The sequence below is a fragment of the Candidatus Aminicenantes bacterium genome (genome assembly GCA_011049425.1).
Lineage (GTDB): Bacteria > Acidobacteriota > Aminicenantia > UBA2199 > UBA2199 > UBA876.
Genome location: DSBM01000157.1, coordinates 1 through 5189 on the forward strand (window position 1 = coordinate 1; position 5189 = coordinate 5189).

General features: G+C 56.9%; 4 protein-coding genes. 1 reads left to right on the forward strand and 3 read right to left on the reverse strand.

Features of this window, described 5'->3' with window-relative positions; translation table 11 throughout:
* A partial coding sequence (locus tag ENN40_11205) for a hypothetical protein (protein HDP95909.1) occupies positions 1-903 on the forward strand: 903 nt, incomplete at its 5' end.
* A gap of 573 nt (positions 904-1476) precedes the next feature.
* Here the strand turns inward: ENN40_11205 and ENN40_11210 are convergent.
* From ENN40_11210 to scmC, 3 genes are all read right to left on the reverse strand, one after another.
* Positions 1477-3315 (reverse strand): ABC transporter ATP-binding protein, encoded by a 1839-nt coding sequence (locus ENN40_11210; GenBank protein ID HDP95910.1) that lies wholly within the window; start codon positions 3313-3315, stop codon positions 1477-1479.
* Complete coding sequence (locus ENN40_11215) at positions 3302-3811, reverse strand: hypothetical protein (protein HDP95911.1); 510 nt, start codon at positions 3809-3811, stop codon at positions 3302-3304. Before ENN40_11215 ends, ENN40_11210 begins: the two co-directional genes overlap by 14 nt.
* 498 nt (positions 3812-4309) lie before the next feature.
* Positions 4310-5189, reverse strand: an 880-nt coding sequence (scmC, locus tag ENN40_11220) for a SynChlorMet cassette protein ScmC (GenBank protein ID HDP95912.1), incomplete at its 5' end; no start/stop codon positions are given.

Genomic DNA, 5189 nt, shown 5'->3' on the forward strand with positions numbered 1-5189 from the left:
AGCGACGAATACCAGGCCGACTCCCTGGGCATTCAATACGCCCGCGGCAGCCGCTACCTGCCGGGCGCCATGGTTACGTTCTTTAATTCGCTGCAGCAGTTGACCGCCGACCACGGCGGCTCCAGCATCCCCAATTTCCTTTCCACCCATCCCTTGACCACACGCCGCATCGAAGAAGTCAAGGAAATGCTGCAACCCGGAGATGAAAACCTGAAAGTCGCGCGCAACGATTACCTGCAGAAAGTGGACGGCCTGGTGTACGGCAACAATCCCCGGCATGGATACGTCCAGGGCAACGCCTTCTATCACCCGCAGATGAAATTCGCTTTCAATATCCCCCAGGGCTGGAAAGTGCAGAACACACCCGCCCAGGTCGCCCTGGCTGAAGCCAACGGCAACGCCGTGATCCTGCTGCGCGTGGAAAAAGCCCAGTCAGCTCTGGACGATTACGCCCGTTCGCGCCTGCAACAGGCCCTGCAGAACCCCCAGATCCTCGACCAGGGCAGTCACGCCGTCAATTCCCTCTCCGCCCACCACATCATCTTTGACAGCGCCGTCACCCAAGACAACACCAGCGTGCCCATGCGCGGCCGCATGTCCTGCATCCAGAAAAACGGCATGGTCTACACCTTTATCGGCCTGACCCAGCGCAATGTTTTCCAATCCCACGACCCGAGCATCTTGACGCCGATTCGCACCTTCCGCAACCTCAACGATCCCCAACACCTCAACCGCAGACCCGTACACGTGGAAGTGGTTAAAGTAGGCGCCGCCACCACCATGGGCCGTTTCCTCTCCCAACACAACATACCCCAGAAACTCCACAAAGAGGTCCTGCTCCTGAACCTGATGAAAACCGGCACCCAACTCTCTCCCGGCCAACTGATCAAGATAATAAGGTAGGGGCGGTTCGCGAACCGCCCCGGCCATTGGCGAGAGGCGATGGGCAATGGGCAGGAGTACTTGGGAGATGCGTAGGAAGGTCTTCTGGGAGAGCTTGTAGGGGCACTCGGGAGCATGCGTAGGAAGGTCTTCTGGGAGAACTTGTAGGAGTACTCGGGAGCATTCGTAGGAGGATCTCCTGGGAGTATCGGTAGGAGGATCAGGAAGTTCTTGTAGGGCTTTTACTTTAGACTTTAGACTTTCAACTTTCGACTGAGCGCCTTCGCCTCTAGCCTCTTGCCCTTGGCCCCTCGCCCGTTTCTTCCTGCCTCCTGCCACCTTTTCAACTTCTTGCCTCTCCAACTTTCCAACTTTCTAAAATGACGCTCGCAAAGCGAGCAAATGACTTAATGACGCGAGCGTAGCGAGTAAATGACAAGCTTATCCTAATGACTGGTATTGCTTTCGTTTCGAATTTTGAACATTTGAATTTGGAACATTGGAATTTGTTTGGGATTTAGAATTTGGGATTTCGAATTTGAGATACGGTGACAGTCCCTTCGCCTCTCGCCTCTTGCCCCTTGCCCCTGGCCTCTAGCCCTCCTCTTGATAATTCCTTGCCTGCAGGCAATAGAGGTGATAATAGCGGCCCTTGCGCGCCATGAGCTCGGCGTGGCTGCCCTCCTCGATAATGTGACCGTCGTCCAGTACGCAGATGCGGTCGGCCATGCGCACCGTGGAATAACGGTGGCTGATCAGGAGCGCGGTCTTGCCCCGCATCACCTTGCGGAAGTGGGAAAACAGTTCCGCCTCCGCTTCCGGGTCCAGGGCCGAAGAAGGTTCATCCAGAATCACGATCTCCGCGTCCCGGAAAAAAGTACGCGCCAGCGCCACCTTCTGCCACTCCCCGGTGCTCAGTTCTTCCCCCTCCTCGAACCACTTGCCCAGGGGCGACGCGTAGCCGCGGGCCAGCTTGGCCGCCAGTACGTCGGCGCCGGCCTTGCGCGCGGCGGCTTTCACGGTATCCATGCCGCTGTCCGCACCGATATTCCCCAGGCGGATGTTTTCCTCCAACGTCATGTGATACTGAATGTAATCCTGGAAAGTCACTCCCACCTTGCGGCGCCACTCCCGGGGATCCACGTCGCGCAAATCGATTCCGTCCACCGTGATGCGGCCATCATCCGGGTCGTATAATCGACACAACAGTTTAACCAGGGTGGTTTTGCCACAGCCGTTGGCACCCACCAACGCCACCACTTCACCCGCATCCATGCGAAAATCCAGGTCGCGAATCACCGGTTTGTTGCCGGCCGGATAAGTGAAGGTGACTTTTTTTAGGCGCAGGCCCCGGCGGATGGGTGTGGGCGTCACACGGGGGGATTCAGGCAGGTTGATTTCGGGTTCCAGATCCATGAACTCATGGAACTGGGTCAGAAAAAGGTTGTTTTCATACAAGCCCACCAGCCCGCCAAGAACGGATTGCAAATACCCGATACCGCGCTGAAATCCCTGGTAGTACATGACCAGGGCGCCCACCGAAATGGCACCGCCCACGGTACTCCAGGCAATGTAACCGACTGCGGCAAACATGGCGATTGCCGAGGTCCCGCGCGCCATAAGTTCATACTTGGCTCTGGAACGGAACAGGGCCAGGCGGTTTTTACGGATTACCTTGCGCAATTTCTGGAAACGGCCGCGGATCTCTTCTCCCAGTTGCAACAGGCGCATCTCCTTGGCAAAGGGCTGGCCCGTCAACATGAAATGATAGTACCAGGCGCGGCGTTCCATGCGGGTGTGCTCCACCTGAAAATCAAACATGCGCTGGGAAAAGCGCAGCCTCACAAAGGTATTGGGCAAAGCCGCTACTAATAGCACCAGGCCGATCCACCAGTTAAAGGCGAACAGCAACGCCAGGATGCCCGCCAAGGACACCAGGCTGCGTGACATCTGGATCAGGCCGTTCACGATCTGCAACGGCCGGCTGGCGCCCGCGCCCTGGGCGCGGTGCATGGTTTCAAAATACTGCGCGTTCTCGTAATAGGCCAGGTCCGCTTCCATCGACTTTTTGTGAATCATGTCCGAGACCGCGTCCGTAACCTTCAAGCCCTGGGCCTCCGACGCCAGCGAAGCCACCGAGTGCACCAGCGCCTGCAGAAGCGCGAACACCCCCATCAACACGATCCAGAGCAAGGCGCCTTTGAACGCGGCGGCTTTGTCCGCCGCGCCGATCCCGGCACCCACGGAATCCACAATCTGCTTGATTAAAAAGAGCTGGACCAGGGGAAAAAGCCCTTGCAGGATCACCAGTGCGCCGTTAGCCAGGGTCAGTCCCGGAGCGATGCGCCACACCAGCTTGATGGCCTTGTCCAGGCGCAGGGCGATGCGGATGCGCTCACGCATTCCGCGTGGACCGGCTTTACCCGGCTGCATTGGTATTCCCTCCGGCGCTCACTAACCCTTTCACGCGTCGCCACAACGCGAATAGCAACCGCTTCAATTGCAGTTTTCCCAGAACCAGGAAAGCCAGCCTTCCGCCCTTTCCCTGCCAGGGCCAGAAGCAGCGACGACCGTCACGCTCAAGCGCGGTCACCACCCCCAGGATATGCTCGTCCATCACTTGGCCGTCCGCCACCCCCACCCGGTCGCCCTTGATGAGGAAGCTTCCTTTGTGCCGCCGCGTCACGCGGTGAACCACCAGGCGACCGGGACCGGGAAGACGGCAGGCAACCACCTGCCCAACCCGCGGTTCACCCCGCAACAATGGTGAAATCATGACCACGTCTCCATCGCGGATTGATGGAGCCATACTCTTTCCCGCGGCCCGGAACCGAAAAGGAACTCCCCGCTCGATTACGGCTTCCATCAGATCAGCGGTCGCCCTTGATGAAAGCGAAAGTACGGGGCACTCGTTCCGGGTAACATTCATTCGGCTATTATAACGGCGATTGACCCGCGCGTGAAGGGGAAAACTAAAGTGAAAAGATAAAAGTGAAAAGTAAAAACCCTACGAGAACTTCCTGGTCCTCCTACTGATACTCCCAGAAGATCCTCCTACGAATACTCCTGAGCGCCTCTACAAGCTCTCCCAGGATTCCCCTACTTTCTCTCCCGAGACCCCCTACAAGGACTCTCAGCCCCTGGCCATCCCCCGGTTCAATGACGCTTGCGAAGCAAGCTAATGACATGAGCGAAGCGAATAGATGACAAGTGTATCGAATGACAGGGTATCTGAATGACAAGCACGCTTTTGTTTGGTTCATTTGAATTTGGATCATTGGGATTTGTTTGGGATTTAGAATTTGGGATTTCGGATTTAGGTCCCCAATGACGCTCGCAAAGCAAGCAAATGACAAGTGCTCCTGGTTACCCAATGACCAGATTTTTTATACTTTCGACTCAGTGCTCCTGCTCTCGCCCCTCGCCGCTAGCCATTCGCCGAGAGAAGCTCATCTAGCTCCTCCCAGAACCGGCCGTTCAAACTGATCCGCAAACGATAAACCGGCAGTACCTTGGCCACCTCCACGGCGCTGTGAAACCGCGCAAGATTCACCTCACGGACAACATCGTCATCCATACCCCCAGTCGCGTACACCAGGGTCTGACCGCTCACATCCACCAGTTCACTCACCGCCTGGTTATGCGAGAGGAATTCCAATTGATCCTTCTCATATTGAGATAACATGCATATCAAGGCCACAGGCACTGCTTGGGAAACGTCCCACGCTCCCTGCAGATCCCCCAGGCGCAGGCGGCTCAAAGTGGGCCAGGCATGCGCCCAATACCCGCCGTCCCTTCCTTTAACGATCAAACACATGTCATCACTCAATGCGCGCCAGGGGGCAGGCAAGCGCCCGGCGGCCGTACTTTTGCCCACGCCGCCGGGACCCGCCAGGATCACGCCCGTACCGTTCTTTTCCACCAGGGCCCCGTGAACCAGCAATCCGCCGTTGCGTTCACAGCCACGGGCCACGACCCCGGCAGCCCGGATCATTGCCAGCCCCATCTTGCGTTGCGAGGTCATCGGCCCCGCTTCGCAGATGGTTCTGCCTTCCAGTTCAATCGGAAAATCTTTTCGGGAAACACCTTTGGGCATGACGCGGATCAACACTTCTTTAATATCCGGCGATATAGAACGCGAACCTGTCAACTCCGTTTGTGTTGACAATCCCATGACGCGGGCCAAAGTCGACAAAAAAAGATCCGCGCCGTCTCCTTCCGCATAAAAACGCCAAAGGTAACGATCGGCCGTAATCAGTTCAATATTTGATTGGATTGATGAATGAATGGTTGTATTCCGGCTTAAT